The sequence below is a fragment of the Endozoicomonas ascidiicola genome (assembly GCF_001646945.1).
Classification (GTDB): Bacteria; Pseudomonadota; Gammaproteobacteria; order Pseudomonadales; family Endozoicomonadaceae; genus Endozoicomonas; species Endozoicomonas ascidiicola.
Genome location: NZ_LUTV01000005.1, coordinates 359,789 through 379,414 on the forward strand (window position 1 = coordinate 359,789; position 19,626 = coordinate 379,414).

Annotated in this window: 20 protein-coding genes and 1 pseudogene; 11 read left to right on the forward strand and 10 right to left on the reverse strand. The window is 46.5% G+C overall.

Annotated elements, in window-relative coordinates; genetic code table 11:
• Nucleotides 1-193: pseudogene (locus AKL11_RS25985) on the forward strand (IS1595-like element ISEnu2 family transposase); the annotation flags it as partial.
• Between the two features lie 280 nt (nucleotides 194-473).
• Here AKL11_RS25985 and rpsI read toward each other — a convergent pair.
• The 3 genes from rpsI to AKL11_RS15460 form a co-directional block, all read right to left on the reverse strand.
• Entirely contained in the window at nucleotides 474-866 is a 393-nt protein-coding gene (gene rpsI, locus AKL11_RS15450) for a 30S ribosomal protein S9 (RefSeq protein WP_067519034.1), read from the reverse strand.
• A gap of 12 nt (nucleotides 867-878) precedes the next feature.
• Complete coding sequence (gene rplM, locus AKL11_RS15455; RefSeq protein ID WP_067519036.1) at nucleotides 879-1,307, reverse strand: 50S ribosomal protein L13; 429 nt, start codon at nucleotides 1,305-1,307, stop codon at nucleotides 879-881.
• Nucleotides 1,308-1,498: 191 nt separating this feature from the next.
• Nucleotides 1,499-2,419 carry a hypothetical protein gene (locus tag AKL11_RS15460; protein ID WP_157673594.1) on the reverse strand — a complete coding sequence of 307 codons (921 nt, stop codon included), beginning with the start codon at nucleotides 2,417-2,419 and terminating at the stop codon, nucleotides 1,499-1,501.
• A 325-nt stretch (nucleotides 2,420-2,744) separates the two neighbouring features.
• Here AKL11_RS15460 and rpe point away from each other — a divergent pair, with 325 nt between their 5' ends.
• The 7 genes from rpe (at nucleotide 2,745) to trpC (ending at nucleotide 9,299) form a co-directional block, all read left to right on the forward strand.
• Nucleotides 2,745-3,422: a ribulose-phosphate 3-epimerase gene (gene rpe / locus AKL11_RS15465; RefSeq protein ID WP_067519040.1), complete on the forward strand. Its 678-nt coding sequence runs from the start codon at nucleotides 2,745-2,747 to the stop codon at nucleotides 3,420-3,422.
• A 5-nt stretch (nucleotides 3,423-3,427) separates the two neighbouring features.
• The gene (locus AKL11_RS15470; RefSeq protein WP_067519042.1) at nucleotides 3,428-4,141 is read left to right on the forward strand and encodes a phosphoglycolate phosphatase; all 714 of its coding nucleotides are present in this window, start codon (nucleotides 3,428-3,430) and stop codon (nucleotides 4,139-4,141) included.
• A gap of 133 nt (nucleotides 4,142-4,274) precedes the next feature.
• Nucleotides 4,275-4,946 (forward strand): hypothetical protein, encoded by a 672-nt coding sequence (locus AKL11_RS25230; protein ID WP_157673595.1) that lies wholly within the window; start codon nucleotides 4,275-4,277, stop codon nucleotides 4,944-4,946.
• 350 nt (nucleotides 4,947-5,296) lie between these two features.
• A complete protein-coding gene (gene trpE / locus AKL11_RS15480) occupies nucleotides 5,297-6,814 on the forward strand; it encodes an anthranilate synthase component I (protein WP_067519047.1) in 1,518 nt (505 codons plus the stop codon).
• Nucleotides 6,814-7,398, forward strand: coding sequence for an anthranilate synthase component II (locus tag AKL11_RS15485; protein WP_067519049.1), 585 nt, complete (start codon nucleotides 6,814-6,816; stop codon nucleotides 7,396-7,398). The genes trpE and AKL11_RS15485 overlap by 1 nt, the downstream gene beginning before the upstream one ends.
• A gap of 47 nt (nucleotides 7,399-7,445) precedes the next feature.
• Nucleotides 7,446-8,489, forward strand: coding sequence for an anthranilate phosphoribosyltransferase (trpD, locus tag AKL11_RS15490; RefSeq protein ID WP_067519735.1), 1,044 nt, complete (start codon nucleotides 7,446-7,448; stop codon nucleotides 8,487-8,489).
• Nucleotides 8,490-8,492: 3 nt separating this feature from the next.
• A complete protein-coding gene (gene trpC, locus AKL11_RS15495; protein ID WP_067519051.1) occupies nucleotides 8,493-9,299 on the forward strand; it encodes an indole-3-glycerol phosphate synthase TrpC in 807 nt (268 codons plus the stop codon).
• Between the two features lie 71 nt (nucleotides 9,300-9,370).
• On the opposite strand, the gene sodC is transcribed toward trpC, so the two are convergent.
• Together sodC and crp are read right to left on the reverse strand one after the other, a co-directional pair.
• Nucleotides 9,371-9,943: a superoxide dismutase family protein gene (sodC, locus tag AKL11_RS15500; RefSeq protein WP_095210420.1), complete on the reverse strand. Its 573-nt coding sequence runs from the start codon at nucleotides 9,941-9,943 to the stop codon at nucleotides 9,371-9,373.
• A gap of 81 nt (nucleotides 9,944-10,024) precedes the next feature.
• On the reverse strand, nucleotides 10,025-10,672 hold the full coding sequence (crp, locus tag AKL11_RS15505) for a cAMP-activated global transcriptional regulator CRP (protein WP_095210463.1): 648 nt from the start codon (nucleotides 10,670-10,672) through the stop codon (nucleotides 10,025-10,027).
• 224 nt (nucleotides 10,673-10,896) lie between these two features.
• On the opposite strand from crp, the gene AKL11_RS15510 reads away from it, so the two are divergent.
• A complete protein-coding gene (locus AKL11_RS15510; RefSeq protein ID WP_067519055.1) occupies nucleotides 10,897-11,307 on the forward strand; it encodes an OsmC family protein in 411 nt (136 codons plus the stop codon).
• Nucleotides 11,308-11,682: 375 nt separating this feature from the next.
• Here the strand turns inward: AKL11_RS15510 and AKL11_RS15515 are convergent, their stop codons facing one another.
• The 4 genes from AKL11_RS15515 to AKL11_RS15530 all read right to left on the reverse strand — a co-directional run bounded on the left by AKL11_RS15515 (nucleotide 11,683) and on the right by AKL11_RS15530 (nucleotide 16,125).
• Entirely contained in the window at nucleotides 11,683-12,873 is a 1,191-nt protein-coding gene (locus AKL11_RS15515; protein ID WP_095210421.1) for an ISAs1 family transposase, read from the reverse strand.
• An 8-nt stretch (nucleotides 12,874-12,881) separates the two neighbouring features.
• Nucleotides 12,882-14,207 (reverse strand): MATE family efflux transporter, encoded by a 1,326-nt coding sequence (locus AKL11_RS15520; RefSeq protein WP_067581790.1) that lies wholly within the window; start codon nucleotides 14,205-14,207, stop codon nucleotides 12,882-12,884.
• A 61-nt stretch (nucleotides 14,208-14,268) separates the two neighbouring features.
• Nucleotides 14,269-14,667, reverse strand: coding sequence for a tRNA (N6-threonylcarbamoyladenosine(37)-N6)-methyltransferase TrmO (tsaA, locus tag AKL11_RS15525; RefSeq protein ID WP_067519062.1), 399 nt, complete (start codon nucleotides 14,665-14,667; stop codon nucleotides 14,269-14,271).
• A 99-nt stretch (nucleotides 14,668-14,766) separates the two neighbouring features.
• Entirely contained in the window at nucleotides 14,767-16,125 is a 1,359-nt protein-coding gene (locus tag AKL11_RS15530; protein ID WP_067519064.1) for an MATE family efflux transporter, read from the reverse strand.
• Nucleotides 16,126-16,294: 169 nt separating this feature from the next.
• Between AKL11_RS15530 and AKL11_RS15535 the strand changes: the two genes are divergently transcribed.
• Nucleotides 16,295-17,137 (forward strand): helix-turn-helix domain-containing protein, encoded by an 843-nt coding sequence (locus tag AKL11_RS15535; RefSeq protein ID WP_067519066.1) that lies wholly within the window; start codon nucleotides 16,295-16,297, stop codon nucleotides 17,135-17,137.
• A gap of 49 nt (nucleotides 17,138-17,186) precedes the next feature.
• On the opposite strand, the gene AKL11_RS15540 is transcribed toward AKL11_RS15535, so the two are convergent.
• On the reverse strand, nucleotides 17,187-18,332 hold the full coding sequence (locus AKL11_RS15540; RefSeq protein WP_067519068.1) for a hypothetical protein: 1,146 nt from the start codon (nucleotides 18,330-18,332) through the stop codon (nucleotides 17,187-17,189).
• 351 nt (nucleotides 18,333-18,683) lie between these two features.
• On the opposite strand from AKL11_RS15540, the gene AKL11_RS15545 reads away from it, so the two are divergent.
• On the forward strand, nucleotides 18,684-19,601 hold the full coding sequence (locus AKL11_RS15545; protein ID WP_067519070.1) for a TAXI family TRAP transporter solute-binding subunit: 918 nt from the start codon (nucleotides 18,684-18,686) through the stop codon (nucleotides 19,599-19,601).
• Nucleotides 19,602-19,626 lie beyond the last annotated feature (25 nt).

Here is a 19,626-nt window from a genome sequence, read left to right on the forward strand (position 1 = left end):
CCAGACTGTAAACTCTTATCACAGACATCTAAAACGCTGGATTGGCGGCATATTCCAAGGGGTTGCTACTCGTTACCTACCCCATTATCTGGCCTGGAGACGGGAACTTACAGCGGCAAATAAGTTAACTGCTGGCCGATTGGTTAGCAAAATTGCTGAACATTGGTGCTTCCAACCATTAACGGTAACTTAGCCCGTGGAGACTGTTTTTTTCCTACAAAATCCGGGTGAATTCCTGACAAAGGAAGGGGGAAACCAATCTGATTCATTCTACCTCGAGATGCAATGTGCAATTAAATAACCTGAAGGTAACAACAGCCAGTATAAACCTTCACGACTACACAAAACGAAGTAGACAAATTAAAATAAAGAAAGTTCCAAATACAGAAAGGCCTGCATACAGAAGCATGCAGGCCTTTTTTGAAGAATAACACCCACCCGATGGTAAAACAGCGAGCGAGTCGTCTTCTGTATCAGCGCTTGGAGAACTGAGGACGCTTACGCGCTTTACGCAGACCCACTTTCTTACGCTCAACTTCACGAGCGTCACGGGTAACGTAACCAGCTTTACGCAGGTCAGCACGCAGAGTTTCATCATATTGCATCAGTGCACGGGTGATACCGTGACGGATTGCACCAGCCTGACCAGAACCGCCGCCACCAGATACAGTGATCTTGATGTCGAACTTCTCAGTCAGCTCGGTCAGCTCAAGCGGCTGACGAACAACCATGCGAGCAGTTTCACGGCCGAAGTATTCATCCAGAGCACGGCCATTGACAGTAATACTGCCAGTACCAGTTCTCAGGAAAACACGCGCGGTAGAGGACTTACGACGTCCAGTTCCGTAGTATTGTGTTACAGACATAACCACCCCTGATTAGATTTCCAGTTGCTGAGGCTGCTGAGCAGCATGTTGGTGCTCACTGCCGGCATAAACCTTCAGCTTGCGAAACATGGCGCGACCCAGAGCATTCTTAGGCAGCATACCCTTTACAGCCAGTTCGATTACCATCTCAGGCTTGTGTCCGATCAGCTTATCAAAGCTCATGGACTTCAGGCCGCCGATGAAACCGGTGTGGCGGTGGTACATTTTGTCAGTGGACTTACGTCCAGTAACACGTACTTTCTCGGCGTTAACCACTACGATGTAGTCGCCAGTGTCCACGTGTGGTGTGAACTCAGGCTTATGTTTGCCGCGCAGACGCAGAGCGATTTCTGTTGCCAGTCGACCCAGTGTCTTGCCATCGGCATCCACTACGAACCAGTCACGTTTTACGGTTTCTGGCTTTGCACTAAAAGTTTTCATTTAATTCGCCTCTATGATATTGCTTACGCAATACCTGTTCCTACATGGCCGTTCCCGGCTGCATCAAGAGTCAGGCTATTAACCCCAGACCCAGCCAATAGTGGCCTGTTCAAAACATTGGGCGCTCAATCGGGAAACGGGAGCCGTATTATACCGTTTAGCCACAGGAAAGAAAGCCCTTGCTGAATCTACTAAAGCAATGGCTCTATTTCTTCGGATTCACTCCTGAGAACCTTCAGAATATACCGCCCCTGATAACGTGGATTGAATTGCAACGACTCAGGTAAAATGCGCTTGGCCAGCCCCTGAAGTTCAGAGGACGCAGCCCCGGTTCTCAACTCAACCAACATTAACAAAGCACTCATTACGCCACCCACCAGACTTCGATTCCAGATACTCACACCGACACCACTGAATATCGTCGCATAAGCCGCCACGGCAGAGGCACGATTAATAAGCCACTCCCGCTGATCACTGTGATACCCCGTGACCATACGCATCGGTGGAATGGTTTTATCACTGGTTGGAAAACTGAACGCTACGCCTTCCGACAAACTGTTTATGCTGAACGGCCCACCAAGATCGAGAAAAAGCTCGTTATCTTTTGGGAAACTGTAATAGCGGTAACCAAAACTCCCCCCACGCCCTGCGATAGATATTTTCAAGGTTTGCTGCCCTGCCCACTCAAGACTTTTAATGTAAACATCCCTGGATGGGGACAGTAATAAATCAAGTGACGATTGATGCGTCGCAAGCACCGAAAACAATAACAAGGGGTTCCTGTCAAGCACGCTGGGTAACAAGAGCGGATCCATCCTTTTTGCCACTGTCATACGAGCATTATCGGTAGCGTAATGAATGCGATACCCAATAACTTCTGCAGCAACATCGGTCAATATTGGTGTAAATCGAACCCTCAATATCTGCCCTGTTCTTTTCAGGTGAGACAAGTAATTAATGTATCCGAGCAGTGGCTCATCCAGCGGGTCAAACTCTTCCACGTAAATACTTCTGGCGTTTACCGCTATTTTTATCTCACAGCTTTCCGAGTCACCAGCCACACAGCCATCCGTATACTGCAGCAAGCCCTTGTCACCATACACATCCATCAATTCGAAACTGCCTGAATAGTGGACTCTATCGATTTCCTCGATGAGGTGAGCCTGAATCCTGACGCTCCAATTCAACAGCAAGAAGATACAAACTATCCATATAACAACAAGGCTCTTTCGCTCCCTAAAAGAAGTACTGACTAAAGCTTCTGTATTTATCATTTTTCTCTACACGCTCTAACGATACGATCATGTGACGACGCCACGGAGTATAGCCACCGTTATCACACCTGCAGATTACAAGGTAAATCCTGCCACCAATGCCTGACAGCTCAGGTACAAACCGCTACAATCGCCAGAAACATCTGACCACCACCGGAATCCTATGCGCGACTATATTATTGCCCCGAGTATCCTTTCCGCTGACTTTGCCCGACTGGGAGAAGAAGTGGACAATGTCCTGTCTGCCGGTGCTGACTGGGTACATTTTGATGTTATGGATAACCACTACGTTCCCAACCTGACTCTGGGACCAATGGTCTGCAAAGCATTGAGAAAGCACGGAGTGACCGCACCCATTGATGTGCACCTGATGGTTAGCCCAGTGGATCGCATGATCGCCGACTTTATTGAAGCCGGTGCCACCACGATTACATTCCACCCAGAAGCCTCTGACCACATCGACCGCAGCTTACAACTCATCCGGGAAGGTGGCTGTAAAGCAGGATTGGTCCTTAACCCGGCCACATCGCCAGATATCCTCGAATACGTCATCGACAAGCTGGATATGATTCTACTGATGTCTGTAAACCCGGGCTTCGGTGGTCAGAAGTTTATCCCATCCACACTGAAGAAGCTGGTTCGCGTTCGTAAGATAATTGACGACAGTGGGTTGGATATCCGCCTGCAAGTGGATGGCGGCGTGACCACCAACAACATCCGACAAATTGCGGAAGCGGGTGCCGATACATTTGTTGCCGGTTCCGCCATCTTTGGCGCTGAGACGTATCAGGGTGCTATCGAAAAAATGCGCACTGAACTCTCCCTGGTTGGATCCATCTAACGTTTATGAGCACACCATTTATAACCACACCATCTGATACAAAACACCCAGTTTTACAGGGTGTTTCTCTCGTTATGTACGATCTGGATGGCACGCTGGTTGAAAGCGTGCCTGACCTGGCCGTTGCGCTGGACAAAATGTTGCTCGCCCTTGACCTGCCACCAGCCGGCGAATCCAAAACTCGACTGTGGGTTGGCAACGGTATTCCATCGCTGGTAAAGCGTGCAATCGCTGATGACGCCCACGGGGATCAACCCGGGCGAGTTAACGACACACTTTTTGAAAAAGGTTTTGATCTTTTCCGTCAGCACTACGGTGAGGAACTTGGCATGCACAGCCACCTTTTCCCGGGCATCGTCCCTTTTCTGGAAGCGATGCACCAACGTGGCATACCACAGGCGGTCATCACCAACAAAAGCGAGCAATTTTCTCATCGTTTACTGCAAATCATGGGTATTGATCACTTTTTTGAAGCAGTGATCGGTGGGGATAGCCTGCCAGAGAAAAAACCTCATCCTATGCCTTTATTGCATGTCATGAAGCATTTTGATGTGTCTGCACATCAGGCACTGATGATCGGAGACTCCATTAGTGATGTGAGGGCCGCGAGAGCCGCCGGCGTTAAAGTCATTGGACTACCTTATGGGTACAACCACGGCGAGCCTATTGGAACTGCCAATCCAGACTTGGTGATATCCTCATTAAGCTCATTACTCTGAGAACATAGAACACCTTGTAACTCCAGGAATTCGGTAAAGAAAAGAGAGAGAAGGAGGGGAGGGAGGAACTAATCGGATACTTTATGAGTCCTATAGCAAACCAACACGCAATATTATCTATGATTCCCACACTATGACCAACCCAACACAGAACACATATCATGCGCCGCTTTTATCCTTCCAAGACATTACCCCTGCTGGAAATTCTTCAGCTTATCTTGAGATTCCACACCAAAAGCCCACCCATAAGCATCCATCTAATCCCTTCTATGGAATGAGGGTCGCTCCTTATTATCCTGCCCGCTCAAGTTTTCAGGAACCTACCAAACTACCAAGCCATTCAATACAACAACCGCACCTACCTGCTCATTCCACCTATAGCCATAAAACAGAGCCATATCTTGAACAATCAATTACGCCGCAGGCAGCATTCCCTGCTAACAAACAGCTATCAACACGTCCTATAAACTTTGAACGACCTGCTTTTACTCCATGCCCTCAAAGAGCGCATGCCCATTCCGATCACTTCGCTGCACGTAGCACTGATCCGCACTTCACATATCGTTATTTTCCACGCCCCTGCCATCCCCTCGCCCCCTTTAAGGTTTCTCAATCTATGACGCAACCTTACAAAATGAACAGTCAGTTGCCACATCAAGCAAAAGAACCTCCCCGACTGAAACAGCAGAGTGCAGGAATTGCAATATACACAGACAGCAACACACCAATTGACGTACAAGTAAACAATCACTTCATTAAGGCTCTTGGCGAAGTCTTATTTAATGAACATATAAGGAAGAAGTAACCAACTGACACCGAAGTACCTTATCGATTTACCCTTACGAAGCCATTTGCAATCACTTCTATTGTCTTATAGGCTTCGATCAGGCAACTTGATAACATCGTGATCAGTCTCTAAAGGCTGACATACGGAGTTCGCAGTGAAACACTGTTACCAACCATACATATCTCAGACTTTACTGGATGACACCCGTCGGTTCGTGTCTATTTTAGTACCCTCTTTTTCCACCCTTCATGTTTCCCGTTGCTGCCAAAGCTGGCCTTGAGCCTTCTTCTATACTAAACCAGCTCAACTGCAACACGGTCGTTGCAATACCGAACAACTCAAACTAATCATTTTTTATGAGACCTGTTATGACACCTGAAGTCTTTGCACGTCTGGCCAGTGAAGGGTACAACCGAATCCCGGTTGTGCGGGAAATTCTGGCCGATCTGGACACTCCGCTAACTACGTACCTCAAACTGGCCAATGGTCGTTACTCTTATCTCTTGGAGTCTGTGGAAGGCGGTGAGAAATGGGGTCGCTACTCCATGATCGGGTTACCTTGCAGAACACTGATGAGAGTCAGTGGCAATAAAATACAGGTGGAGAAAGACCGTCAAATCATCGAAGAACATACCACCTCCGACCCATTCGAATTTATCCGGGCTTTTCAGGATCGATACAAAGTGCCAGAGTTGCCGGAGCTTCCACGTTTTACCGGCGGACTGGTCGGTTACTTTGGCTACGACACCGTTCGCTACATCGAACCAAAGCTGGCCAAATCTGCACCCAAAGATGAGCTGCATACACCAGACATTCTGTTAATGGTGTCTGACGAACTTGTGGTGTTTGACAACCTCAGCGGCAAACTCATTCTGATCACCCATGCCGATCCCAGCGAAGCCGCTGCACTGGAAACCGCACAATCCAGACTGGACTTCCTGGTTCGGCAGCTGCAAACCAGCCATGTGCAACCACCAGCACAACACTCTTTGCACCCTGCGAAAGAAGAAGATTTCCAATCCGGCTTTGGTGAAGCAGCGTTTAAACAATCTGTCAGTGATATTCGGGATTACATTCTCGCTGGTGACACCATGCAGGTGGTGATTTCCCAGCGCATGACCATTCCTTATGACAGCTCTCCTTTGAACCTTTACCGAGCCCTGAGAAGTACCAACCCATCGCCTTATATGTATTACATGGATCTGGGCGACTTCCACGTTGTCGGTTCTTCTCCTGAAATTCTTGCCCGACTGGAAGATGGCGAAGTGACCGTGCGCCCCATTGCCGGCACCCGAAAACGCGGCGATACCGAAGCTAAAGATAAAGCCATGGAAGAAGAGCTGCTCAATGATCCAAAGGAGCTGGCGGAACACTTGATGCTGATCGACCTGGGAAGAAACGACGTTGGTCGTGTTGCAAAAACCGGCACCGTCGAACTCACCGACAAAATGATTATCGAGCGCTACTCCCATGTTATGCATATCGTGTCCAATGTGACCGGCCAGCTCAAAGAAGGTCAGGACGCATTGGATGTCATGGCGGCCACCCTCCCCGCCGGTACATTAAGTGGCGCACCCAAAGTGCGAGCCATGGAAATCATTGATGAAATGGAGCCGGTAAAACGCGGTGTTTATGGTGGTGCTGTGGGTTATCTGGCCTGGAATGGCAATATGGATACCGCCATCGCTATTCGAACTGCAGTGATTAAAGACCGTAAACTGCACATTCAAGCCGGTGCCGGTATTGTTGCAGACTCCAGCCCGGATATGGAATGGAAAGAAACCATGAACAAAGGCCGTGCGGTTTTCAGGGCTGTCGCCATGGCGCAAACCGGCCTTAACCTTTCAGCCAGTACAGAACAAAAAACAGTGAAGGTGAGAAAATAATGCTGTTAATGATTGATAACTACGACTCCTTCACGTTTAACCTGGTTCAGTATTTTGGTGAACTGGGGGCCAATGTGCACGTTCATCGCAATGATCACATCTCCATTGCGGATATTGAAAAACTGAACCCGGAGCACATCGTGATTTCTCCCGGCCCCTGCACACCCAATGAAGCCGGAATTTCCATGGATGTTATACGACATTTCCAAGGTAAAGTGCCGATCCTTGGGGTTTGCCTTGGCCATCAAAGCATCGGACAGGTTTACGGTGGCAAGATCATCCGTGCCAGACAAGTCATGCACGGCAAAGTGTCTCCGGTGTATCACCAGGATATCGGTGTCTTTCGTGGGCTGGCTAATCCGGTCACCACCACCCGCTACCATTCACTGGTGATTGATAAAGAAACGTTACCCGATTGCCTGGAAGTCACTGCCTGGACTCGCCTCGAAGACGGCAGCAATGATGAAATCATGGGGGTTCGTCACAAAGAACTCCCAGTGGAAGGCGTGCAATTCCACCCAGAGTCAATTATGACGGAACAGGGCCACGACCTGCTGGCCAATTTCCTTAAAACAAAAGCCTAAAAAACGCTGTTTAAAAAGACTGCGTAAAAAGAGTTTGATTTATGACCATTACAATAAATGAAACCATCAACCGCATCGTTCAAAACCTTGACCTTACCCGTCAGGAAATGATCGAAGTGATGCAACATATTATGACTGGCCAATGTACGGACAGTCAGATTGCTGCATTTCTTGTAGGCATGCGCATGAAGAGCGAAACCGTTGAAGAGATTACTGGTGCAGCAACGGTTATGCGCGAACTGGCGACGCCAGTTCAGGTGAATGCCAATCATCTTGTGGATATTGTTGGCACTGGCGGTGATGATGCCAACCTGTTTAATGTTTCATCTGCGTCGTCTTTTGTCTGCGCAGCCGCCGGTGCCAGTGTGGCGAAGCACGGCAATCGCAGTGTTTCCAGTTCCAGCGGCAGTGCCGACCTTCTTGAGCAAGCTGGCATCAATCTGAATGTCACACCTGAGCAAGTCGCTCGATGCATTGAAGAAGTAGGCGTTGGCTTTATGTTTGCGCCTGCCCACCATTCAGCCATGAAAAATGTGATTGGCGTACGACGTGAGCTTGGCATACGAACGGTGTTTAATATTCTCGGCCCGCTCTCTAACCCTGCCCACGTTAAAAACTTGCTGATTGGTGTATTTAATAAAGCACTTTGTCGTCCAATGGCCGAAGTATTACGGGAGCTGGGCAATGAGCATGTATTGGTCGTGCATTCCAACGATGGTCTGGATGAAATCAGTATTGCCAGCGAAACCCATGTCGTTGAACTCAAGCACGGTGAAATCACCGAATACACCATTAAGCCCGAAGACTTTGGCATTCCATCACAAAGCCTGATTGGGTTAGCCGTTGACAGCAGCTCCGCCTCTCTGGCACTTATTCAAGACGCTCTTGGAAAACAGCAGGGACAGCATGCAGAAAAAGCCGCTGCCATTATCGCTCTGAACTCTGGTGCCGCCCTTTATGTTTCTGGTGTTGCCAGCAGCTTAAAAGAAGGCGTATTGATGGCTCAGGATGCCATCGACAGTGGCCTGGCTCTGGAAAAAATGAAAGAGCTGGCCAGTTTTACCCGCATCTTTGCGCTGGAAGAGGAGTAAATCATGGCACTGCCGACGATACTCAACAAGATCATCGAGAGAAAGCATGAAGAAGTGGCCGATCGCTGCTTCACCACCTCTCTGGAAAGCATGAAAGTGCGTGCTACTAATACGCCTGATGCGCCTCGGGGTTTTGCCCGCCAACTGTTTAAACGAGTGGACAATCAGCAGGCTGCCATCATTGCTGAAATCAAAAAGGCATCACCCAGCAAAGGCGTTATTCGGGAACATTTTGCCCCCGCTGAGATTGCCAAAAGCTACGAAGCAGCAGGTGCGAGCTGCCTTTCCGTACTCACCGATAAAGACTTTTTCCAGGGCAATGAAGATTATCTTCAGGCCGCCAGAAGTGCGTGTTCACTGCCCGTACTGAGAAAAGATTTTATGGTCGATCCTTATCAAATCTATGAGGCTAGAGCCATTGGTGCGGATTGCATTCTGTTGATTGTCTCGGCACTGTCTGATCAGCAGCTCAGTGAGTTTAATGCACTGGCGCAATCCCTTGGCATGGATGTGCTGGTTGAGGTTCATGGTGCCGATGAGCTTGAACGAGCCTTACCACTGCCTGACGCCATTCTTGGTATTAACAACCGCAACCTGCACACATTTGAAGTCAGTCTGGATAACACTTTGGCACTGCTCAACCAGATTCCTGATGGTCGATTGGTGGTCACCGAAAGCGGTATTCATACTCGTGAAGATGTGGATTTGATGATTAATCGGGATGTCCGTAGCTTCCTGGTGGGTGAAGCCTTTATGCGGAAGGATGACCCAGGCTCAGAGCTAAAAACACTGTTTGCTCCTTACCTGTAAAAATTGAAACCTATTCGGATTGGCCGGTAACCCGAAGAGTTACCGGCAATAACAAATCATCAAATAGCGAATTACTGAATAATTCCACAGGCTATTCTAGCGCCACCACCACCTAAAGGCGGGTTATCAGAATAATTATCCGAACCAGCATGTATAATCAGGGACCTCAGCTTTAATTCTTTCAGAGATAAGCGCGGAACAATCATCAGCGTATCCGCCACGCCGTATTTATTCACGAGCAGCTTTGGTAAATCCCCAAGATGACCATGACCATCAGGCCCTTCATGATGGCCGGAATGCTCAGGATCATGATGACTACCGGCAGCCAGCGCTGCAACCATAACCCCGTCTTTCTCACCGGGCTCACAGGAAGGGTTTTCATGGACATGAAAACCATGCTCTCCCGGCGGTAAATCATGCAATGCCGGTTGGATTCGTACACCATTGCCCGGGTCATCATCATCGGCATGGTGAATATACACTTTGCCAACGGTGGTGCCATTTCCCTCTGGTGTCACGTGATACATGATCACATCAAAGCTTTCTTCAACAGCCCGATTTCGCTCTACATGATCGGTACAGCCATACAGGAAAAATGAAAAACCACTTAACAGTACCAATTTCTTTGACCAGCGATGTCCCATAGTGAGTAAGCTCCCCTATTCATACTTATCATCAGACCAGTATAGATTGAAGCTCAGCTACACAAGGGGAAACCGTCAAAACTACCGAGTGCCAAACACCACCATGGTTTTCCCTTTAACTGACACCAGCCCCTGAGCCTCCAGGCTCTTCAGTACCCGTCCCACCATTTCCCGCGAACAACCAACGATGCGTCCGATTTCCTGACGGGTGATTTTAATCTGCATACCATCAGGGTGCGTCATTGCATCCGGCTGTTTGCACAGATCGAGCAACGTCCGGGCAACCCGCCCTGTCACATCCAGAAAAGCCAGATCGCCCATTTTACGGGTCGTGTCTTTCAACCGTGCCGCCAGCTGACTGGATAGCAACATCAGAATTTCAGGATCTTTCTCAATCACCGTTCTGAACTGCTGATAACTGATCTCAGCAACCTCACAGGCAGTTTTGGCTTTGACCCAAGCGCTTCTGGCAGAAGAGGTCTCGTCAAAAAGCCCCATTTCACCAAAGAAATCTCCCGGGTTCAAATAAGCGACGATCATCTCACGTCCTTCGTCGTCTTCAATAACCACCGATACGGTGCCTTTTACAATGTAGTAAAGTGTCTCGGAGCTATCACCAGCACAAAGAATAGTGCTTCTGACGGGGTAAGTTCTAAGGGTACATTCTTCAAGAAAAGCGGAAAGGCTTTGCTCTTTCTCGGTGTTAACTTTGACAGAAAAACTATTCATCAACATCTGTAACCTTCTATTCCTTAGTTAACTATTTTGCTTTTCTTTGTATCATACCTGAATACCAACCTGCATTGACCTGTGTCCAAACAGGCAAAAAAGCCACTTGGTTCACATATCTAACAACCAATCTTACCCTCTAACTCATAAAAACGTCGCTGGCTGTTTATGTTACAAATACTTAGAATATTTCACAGTCTCAATAATTAGCATTAGGATTTGCCATGCAGTCTCAAGTCAAATGGGTTGATAATCAACGTTTTATTGGAAAAACCGCCAGTGGTCACTCACTGGTCATGGATGCGAACCGCGAACAAAAAACAGCGCCGACTCCCATGGAAGTGGTATTAATGGGTCTTGGCGGCTGCTCTTCTGTTGATGTGGTGGGAATTTTGGAAAAGGCACGGCAGAAAGTCGTGAGCTGTCATGTAGAAATAGAAGCGGATCGTGCGGATGAAGTGCCTGCCGTCTTCACCCGAATTCATCTGAACTTCGTCGTTAAAGGTTCCGCCATTAAGGAATCTCATGTTGAACGTGCGGTTCACCTATCCGCAGAAAAATACTGCTCTGTCGCGCTGATGCTCGGTAAAGGCGGTGTTGAGATTACCCATAGCTGGGAAGTGATCGAGGTTTGAACCCTTTATTTGGAGTGACCATTCAATCACTCCAATCATTTACTCTCAGCAGGCCAAACCATTAGCCGATGACTTACCCTTACCTGAAAAATACTTTTTGATCGCAAAGACAGTCATCAGCATCGTAAGAATCTCCGCAAAAAAGAAGACGCACCAGATACCCAGGGCGGAGGCATCGGATGCACTATAGTTTAATTTCTAATCCTACTCATGACATCCAAGCTTTTAGATAGAGTCTTATCAGGTTATTTAATCTGTATTTCTCCCGAGATTGCCAAAATGAAACCAATATATGGAATTTTCACACACAAGCTGACTGCCTTATACAAAGCTTGGATCTTACAACGCTCCTACAGGTCAGTTTAAATCAAACGATTAGTCAGGACGCAACGTCTCCAGTACCAGCTCAGTTCGATAGTCCGCATCTAATCCTGCCAGCTCAATCCGCCTTGCCATACTTTCTTTCTCAAAGCGACAGCTTTTCTTGTGAGCATTGAAACACCAGCGCCTAACCGTCGCTATGTTTTTTGCCGCTGTTCTCTCATGGATTTTAGAAGCGTCTTCCCTAAAGCTGACATCCAACGACAAATGTTGCCCATTTTCAGTGCTCCAGTGGTTCCGTGCTGCACTCAGAACACTGGCTGCCGTCATCTCCCTGCTTTCAATATAAAAGTGCAACTCTGTTGTTTGCTTTTTGCCGATCAATCGGTCTCTCTGGATAACCGAGAATTGCTGAAGCCCAGGCCACTCTTGCTTTGGGTCAATATCCGCTACATTATTAAACACCCAGCAACGGCGGTGTTCTTGCCGCCCCTTGTTTTTTTCAATAGTTTCTGCAAAGGCGGGATTATTATCTTCAGGCTTTGGATCCTTCTGATGATTTTCCAGATATTGAGTGAAACAGGCTTCGATATTGCTACTCAGTGTGGGCTGATTTTCCTTCGCACAAAGTAAATAATCGGCCTTTTTTTCAATGATTTTTTTGCAGATAGTCTTCTGGCAGCCCATAGCGTCACTGGTGATCAAAGCGCCTTCCACAAAGAGGGTATCGATAACATCGGGTATGGCAGTGATCTCGTTGGATTTCATATCAACGGGAGTAAAGCCTAATATCAACTTAAGCTCTGAACTGTAGGCGCTAACGATATGAACCAGCTTTTTGCCTTTGGAAGGGCGAGAGCCACGCAGGGCCTTACCGTCTATCGCTATGACGKTGTCGTTTTTTTCAGGATGAGGCCCCATTTTGAGAGCATTCATCTCAGCTACCGTGTCTCTTACCCATTCAACAAACAACTGTGAAAAAGCTTMTGGATCAATCAGTTTGAAGACTGTTGCAATCGTATCATGGGAAGGAAAACCGTATGTATAAGGGAAAAACTGACGAAACCARGATTGGTTGTATTTAGCGAACCATTCCATGCTTTTCCATTTAGTATGGCCACTCAGGATACTGATGTAAGCGATAAATATGATTTCTGGAAGAGGGTAAGTAATGTGAATCTCGCTACGAGGTTCAATGAGTGACTGGATCCTAACGACCATTGGTGTGTAGTTTGCCATTATCATACTTCTGGTTACACCGGAGGTATATTAATAGTACATTTGTCCTTCTCATGCCGCCGCCCTGACCAGATACCTGATTCGGGGAGTAACTTTGGTAAAATAAATACACCAACTATGACAAAAACAAAGCTTCGCGCCAGAGAGATGACTGTCGCAGTCCAGGGCATTTCTATGGCCTGAAAGAAGGCCGCAGCAAACATATTCAAACCCATCATTACTGCACCTAAAAAATAAAGCTGCAATGCGGTAGCAGCCATACCCACCAAAACAACGTTATGCCCCGTCAGCTCTGATAGAAGGAACTCTGGATTTATCAGGGTTAGTAACGTACTAAACACCCCTAACAGGACAGTTATCTTCACTCCATAAACAAAAATCGCCCGAATATTATCCTTATTCCCAGCTCCCCAATAAAAACTAAATAATGGTTGGGTCGCCTGCCCTATAGACGTCATTGTAAACAGGAAAATCATACTTACCCCGGTAACAACACTAAATGCTGCCACATTGCTTTCTGAAAACTGCTGAAGTAGAACTCGATTATAAATGACTGCAGCGAACGCACCGGCCAAATCAAGGACTAATACAGGAGAGCCAATTTTCACAATACTGCCCAATTGATCAGGTGCAATAAAAGAGAATCGAGGAAACTTCAGCGTACTTTTGCCCATAAAAAAGTGAAGCATTAGGCAACAAAACATAAAGACTTGAGACAAACCCGCAGCCCAGGCAGCGCCCTTAATGCCCCAAGACAGCTCAAATATGAACAAATAATCCAGAATAATGTTTATAGTGAAACCCGCAGTCGCTGCAACCATAACCAATACCGAGCTTCTGTCATTCTTAATAAAAAAGATCAGAACCCATCCAACGCCGTGAAAAAGTATCCATGGTAAAAGTACTTCCAAGTACTCAGTCAGCTGAATAGCCAGCTCCCCGGTTGCCCCCATCAAAGTCACAATGTCGTCTAAAAAATAAAAACAACTTGCGAAAATGATGATCAATGCCACGGATGTGACTATTAGCGACTGCTCAAAGATTGTCTGGCCGGACGATATATCACCTCGCCCGAAAAGAACAGACATGATAGTCGCACCACCGATACCGATGGTCATGGAAACCCCGGAAGAGAGAAAGAAGAACGGCCTGCTCAACCCCATAAGCGCCAAGGCATTTTCACCCAGGCCATGGCTTACCATCATCATATCCAACATGACAAAGGCAGATTTCACCCCCATCATCAAAAGCGCTGGCATCAAATAAATCCAGAACGTCTTCTTAACTGGCGCCTGTTCAAGATTAATTTTTTCCATGTTCCCTATGCCAGGCAAAATCATAAACTCAATACGCCTCGCCTCGATATAAAACGAGGGGAGGCATCATAAGCTCAAAAGAGTATCAAGCAATCGCAGGCTTAATATCCACAATGTGAGTTCCATCCAGACAGTCCAAGCCTCGAACAAAAATCGAACCATCACCAACCTCAACAATAGTCAGCTTAGCCAAGCCAATTGGATTTGGCCGAAAGGGTGTACGCATGGCAAAGGTACCAAACGACTCATCACCATCGTTTTTCATGTGGGATTTTTCGACAGACACCTTTCGCTCTGAATTGTGTAGCCAATACATGATGTCAATTTTCTCACCAACCTTCAGGCCAGTAATACCTTCTCTATATTCTTCAGCAATATGCAGCTCGCAAAGAGCGCCATTTTGCTCATCCACATTAAAGGGGCATTCACTCAGTGTCGTATAAGGGGTACTGATCGTGCCAACACTAACCAGTTGAGCATCCATTATTACTTCTCCAGAAAAATCCAATACAAGTGACATTCGTCGTTTTAAAAGTAGCCTGATAGTGACCGTTTCGAGTGACGCGAGACAGTCACCTGGTATTTAGTTTCGTGCTAAGCCAGAAGCTTTCAGGTTATCTCTCTTTAGGAACTGAATAATCCCGATCAGACTGATACCCAGAGTAATCACCTCTGCCAGCAAAACGCTTCCCCATACGCCATCCACAGGAAACATCATTGGCAAAACAACCAGACCCACTAATACAAACAGCAGCCCTCTTGATATAGAAATCACTGTAGCAATGGCCGGAGACTCCACGGACTGGAAGAAGGTCGCCACCACAATGTTCACCCCCATAAACACGGAGCCCGCCAGATAAATTTTTAGTGCTATAGATGCCAGCTCTACCAGTTCCGGATTATTGTCCGTAAACATGGAGACAATGTACTCAGCACCTGCCAGAGAGATTGCGATCGCAACAACACCCACCACAACGGCATACCGTAACCCGAGGTAGAGCGTCTCACGCACTTTCTCCATTTTACCGCCACCAAAGTTATAACTGATGATCGGCTGACAGGCCTGGCCAATGCCGGAGAACACCAGCATAACGACCAGCCCGACATTCATGATGATGCTGTAAGCAGTCACATGCAGGGCACTATACCGGGTCAGCAGGATGTAATTAAAAAAGACAGCGGTAACAGCAGCTGTTGACTCAATAAAAAAGTTGGGCGAACCGATCCTGATAATTTCGACACCGGTTTTAACCGAATAGCCACCGGAAAATGTTAAGCGCAGCTTGCCTTTCCCTTGAATAAAGTGAGTCAGCAATAAGACAAAAATCAGCAACTGTGACAGGCCGGTAGCGAGTGCCGCCCCTTTAATCCCCCATCCCAGTGGAAAGATAAAGATATAATCCAAGACGATGTTCAGCATGAAGCCCGACATGATGGCTTTCATCGCCAAGCCCGGATTGGTATCGTTTCTTACAAAGCCGGCAAGAATAAACTGGCCACCCTGAAACAGAAAGAACACCAACATGACACTCAGGTAATCAATGGAAGCCTGAGCTAAATCACCTGTGGCGCCCATTAGCGCGACAATTTCATCCAGCCAGTAAAAGCTCATGGCGATCAACACACTAGCCAACCCCAGGAAAAACAGAACCGACTGCTCAAAGACTCGCTGCCCTTCTTCAATATTCCCTTTACCAAATTGCACCGACATAATGGTCGCGCCACCAAGACCAATCATTAGCGCTAGAGCGGCAGATACCACAAAGAAAGGTACCGTTAGAGAAATGGCGCCTAAACCCGCAACACCCACGCCCTGCCCGACAAACATCAAATCGACAATGATAAACAAAGCCTTGATGGTCATGGCAAAAACAGAAGGTAATAGATACTGGAAGAATGTGCTCCGTATAGGAGCATTATCAAGATCGATTTTGGAACTCATGATAACCACCTAATTTAAATAGAAATAATTATCATTTATTCTCTATTTTCAGGGGGATAATGAAATAGGATAATTTACACGACGTATTGTACTTTTTGTTTTAGGCTATCGATGTACCTACTCAGTGTCGTTTTAATACACAACAGAAGCCTTTCTGGAACTTCCCCCTATGCTAGAAGTTAAAAAGCTCCAACCGGGTGCAGCTCTGGATGTTGAATTCATTGGCAGTAATGCCGCCCCTGAATCCGCTGAGCCCCACCGACATGAGTACTATGAGATATTCTGGGTATTAAAAGGCACGGGCAGCCATAGTATTGATTTTTTAGACTACCCGCTGACAGTGCATCGGATCTACTTCATCAGCCCTGGTCAGGTTCACCATTGCCAGAACCTGGCTGAAGAGATGCTGGCAATCTCATTTAACCCTGAACTGATCAGGCCTGACGTTCAGAGCCTGCAAATTCTGGAACAGATTTTTCTGAAGAACCGCCAATGCCAGCCCTTCATCGATATCAACCAAACCGGGCAAGAAGCACTGCTAAAACTGATCGACCTCATCAACCACGAATTGGATAACCCGTCCCCGGATAATGAGCTGGTCAATATGCTATTCACCAGTTTTTTAAGGTATCTATTGAGATACCTGTCGTCTAATGACTGCGTTCCGGATTTACAAGATCCAAGAATCCTAAAGTTGACGCAACTGATCGATGATAACTTCCAACAAAGTAAACATGTTATTTTCTATGCCGAACAGCTAAGTATGAGCAGTAAGCGCGTGAATGAACTGAGCCTGCAATCTACGGGTAAGTCAGTCACACAGCTCATCCATGAGAAGACGATCATTGAAGCTAAACGTGAATTGGCATTTTCCAGCAAAACCGTGAAAACCATTGCCTATGACCTTGGGTTCAACGATATAGCCTACTTCAGTCGTTTTTTTAAAAAACAGACTGAAACCTCCCCTCAGTCATTCAGAGACAGCTGGTTTAACAAATCCATAAGAAAGTGATTTTATAAACCTCACTCTATTTTGGCTATATCACTAAGTGTGCACTCAATCAATGAACAACACTGTCATCAAGCCGATGTAGAAATTCCAACCGCTTCGTAGCATGCTGATTCTGAGCATCATCAGCATACATAAGAGCTGTCTTTTCAGATCGCCCCACACTATTGATATCAATCTTCAGCGCTTCCCTGTTATCAAGTAAATAGTCCAATGTTTTATTCGCTTTACTATTAGAAGCACACTGGCGTAGCGCAAGATTATAATTCTCAGAATTAACACTACTAACAATTAGCTTCTTTTCGTTTAAACCCAGTTCCGATTGGGAGACTTTGTTTCTCACTTTTATTTTTTGAGCAATCGACTTAGCTTTGTTTAATGATTGACAGGTATCATCATGACTTTCAATTAATGTTTGCAATTTTTCAATTTCAGGATCACATAATGGTTTCTCCTGAAGATTTTTGACCGGTAAAAGCCGCTTAAGTTTGTAGGATTCCAACATTCTCGCTATCCTGGAGTTTCCCGTCTTTAAATCCCTTGCAAGGCTCACTTCTTCCAAAAACGGATCAACAAGCATTGCCGACGCTGTCACATCAGACAAACTACACAAAACGTCAGTGTGGTTCTCATGCTTTAGTTGATGATCACGTCGATTATATGAGACCCCCATTTTCTTTCCAATTTCACTCCACTTATCAAAGAATTCATTTACAAACTCACATTTTGAAATCAATATCAATCTATGACTATTTAAAGATAACGAGTACAACTCTTCTAAAGTCGCTGAGCTTGAGATATCAGCATCCTGAAAAAATGACAATGGCCAGATAGCGTCTTCCGGAACACCAGAATCTATTAGCTGACGAAGACATTCGTATACTTGGCTACCAGATTCACCAACCCCATTCTCCGAAAAAAACTTATAAAAAATCTCCTGCTTTTCTTTGTCTATAGTCTCTAAACTCTCTCCCTCGTAAAACTTATCGGACAGGCAATTTAACGCCAACGCCATGCCCGTCATATCTTCACTGATATGCTTACCGTATTTACGTTCAATGCCCTTCAAATCTGCTGATGCTAAGGTTGGATATTCTATCCTTATATCTCTTGCCAGATGATTTGTTCCTACCACCTTCTCCCGTACGTTCTCAACAACAGCCTTCAAGAACTTCATATTTTCGTCCACGACATCCATGGAAAATCCTTGCCAACAGGGCTTTCTGATAGCTTCCCCGCAATTATGGCGGCTATCTTCAAACCCTCTGTCACTGGATATCGCAGACGAATGTGGAGGTGGGTTCAATTTTGCTATAACTGGATTCATAGTTAGAACTTTTTTGTTTTGAAACTTCTTTATAAGCTAGACAAACTTATCAGTATTTAGTTCCAACCTGCCCCTTGTCTTCTCAAACAGGCTCGATAAAGGTCAGCCACACCAAAAGTATTTACAACCGTTGCAACTGTAGTAAGCTCGGCAATGACCGTGGGCAATACAGTACTCCCCACACTCAACAGAATTACAACAAAAAATATGAGGAAGAACCCAATGAAACGGATAGCTGCAGCCTTTGCATTGCTGTTACCTATGCTTGCCTCTGCCCAGAACTACTCAATTGGTACCGGTGGCCAGAGCGGCATTTATTACCCTTTCGGCGGCGCATTAGCCAAGGTGTGGTCTGATGAAGTCAGTGACGTTAACGTGAAAGCTGAAGTCACCGCCGCATCAGTAGAAAACACCATTAAAGTCGTTCGCGGAGATATGCTGGCCGGCATCGCTATGGGCAATGTGGTGATGGATGCTTTTAATGGTGAAGGTAAGTTTCCTGCCAAAATGCCCGTTAAAGTGCTCTTTGCGCTCTACCCTAACTTGGTTCATCCCATGACGTTGCAAGGTTCTGATATCAATTCACTTCAGGATTTGAAAGGAAAACGAATTTCTCTGGGCGCTCCCGGTTCCGGCACCGCAGTTACGTCTGCAGCGCTGCTAGAAACTCTTGGCTTTGATGTTGAAAAGGATATCAGCGCCGTTTATCTCAATTACTCGGAAACCACCAATGCATTGGCCAATGGTCAGATTGATGCGGGCTTTATTGTGGGCGGACAAGGTGTTGGTGCAGTAACTCAAATCGCGCTGACCCACGATCTGAAAGTGATTCCGATTGCTCAACAGGAAAGAGAAAGCTTTATTGCTAAGTATCCAGCGTACAGCGAATACACCATTCCTGAAGGTATCTATAACAACGTACCATCCACCGACACGGTGAGTATCTGGAACGTGCTGGTTGTCCGCGCCGATATGTCTGATGACATGGCTTACGAGCTGACCCGCGCTGCTTATGAAAATATAGACGACGTTCGTAAGGTGGTAAAAGTAGCCGATGCCACCATTCCAGCTAACGCTAAACAATTGGCTGGTGTCCCCCTGCATCCCGGTGCTGAAAAATACCTGAACAACGTTCAATAAAAAGAACCTACCGGTGACAGTAAAT